This window comes from Pseudomonas sp. Sample_24, assembly GCF_004307605.1.
Classification (GTDB): domain Bacteria; phylum Pseudomonadota; class Gammaproteobacteria; order Pseudomonadales; family Pseudomonadaceae; genus Aquipseudomonas.
In genome coordinates, this window is record NZ_RCNW01000502.1 from 1 (window position 1) to 1,448 (window position 1,448).

The window sequence follows — 1,448 nt, forward strand, 5'->3', positions numbered from 1 at the left end:
GTAATTGGATGGACTCGCCCAAGCCGAGGCGTCTGTGCGCCACGGTGGCATTCTTATAGAAGCCAACGACAGCGAGGGCGAGGCCATGAAAAAGCATACGACGATTGATCAATCCTTGTCAGCCGACGTGTCGGCATGCTCCACAGTTGCGATAGATCTTGCCAAGAGGGTTTTTCAGGTGGCTGGGGAGGATGCCCTCGGTCAGGTGATTTTCGAAGATCGAATCAAGTCGCGAGAAGCCTTTCAGGTATTTCTGCGTGGGCTTCCCGCGAGCGTTACGGTGTTAGTTGAAACCGGGCCCGGCGCTCAAGCATGGGCGCGATTGCTCCAGATGCAGGGTAATTCCGTCCGCATCCTGCCGGCCCAGCTGGTTGCCAGTCATCGTAGCGGCCCAAAAAATGATCGCAACGATGTATTGGCGATCTTGCGTGCAGGCCGCGACTGCAAAATTTCGGCAGTACCGATCAAGAGTGCTGCGGCGCTGGCGATGCAGGCCCTGCACAGGGCTCGTCAGGGCTATGTGCGGCGCCGCACTGCGGTGGGTAATCAGATACGCGCCTTGCTGTTGGAACATGGGGTAGCCATGGCTCAGGGTGAGATAGCGATCAGGCAGCTCGTGCCTCGAGTTCTGGAAGATGCCACTCAGCCGCTACCTGATTTGCTGCGTGAACTGATCGCCGAACTTTTGGGTGAGTGGGGCCAACTGGGTGAGCGCGTCAACGTGCTGACCGGTCGGCTGGAAACGGCAGCGAATGAGGATGAAACGGCGAAGCGGCTGATGACGGTGCGCGGTGTTGGTCCGATCATTGCCACGGCGCTGCTGGCCAAGCAGACCGAACCCGAACGCTTCGCCAACGCCCGTTTGTTCGCCGCCTACTTCGGATTGGTGCCCAGCCAGCACAGCTCTGGCGAGAAAAACCGATTGGGCGGGATGAGCAAGAACGGTGACGCTTATCTGCGAAGTTTAACGATTCAGGGCGCTCATGCCGTTTTAAGACAGATACGTCCGGATTCAGAGCAGCCGGACGACAGGCGTCTTTGGCGCTGGATTTCCCGCCTGGGCCGCAAGCAGGCAGCAGTGCGATTAGCCAATCGAAATCTGCGCATCCTCTGGGTGCTGCTGCAAAACGACCAGACTTATCGGCGCCGGCCGGGCGATGGCCAGGAGGCTGCGATGAGTCACTGACAACAAAGTTCTGCCACCGGGGCGTAAACCGCTCCAACCCATGCTGAAGAACATTGACCCCAGGTCAGACCGTCGCGGATTGATGCCTGAGCTCCTACTGGCCCTTGAGGCCTTACTGTAATCGGCATACCGCGAGCTAACCCAATGTTGGCCAGAAGCCGCTCAACGCTTCCTCGAACAGGCCTTATACATAGATGCAACCGGGTAGCAGTGTTCAAAAGCGGGTTGAATGGTGGGGCGAGTCCATACATAGGAGCTGCCG

Annotated in this window: 1 protein-coding gene; it reads left to right on the forward strand. The window is 58.4% G+C overall.

Annotation, left to right across the window (positions count from 1 at the left end):
• The first annotated feature begins 127 nt into the window (after positions 1-127).
• Positions 128-1,186 (forward strand): IS110 family transposase, encoded by a 1,059-nt coding sequence (locus tag D8V06_RS29145; RefSeq protein ID WP_130932341.1) that lies wholly within the window; start codon positions 128-130, stop codon positions 1,184-1,186.
• The last annotated feature ends 262 nt before the right edge of the window (positions 1,187-1,448 follow it).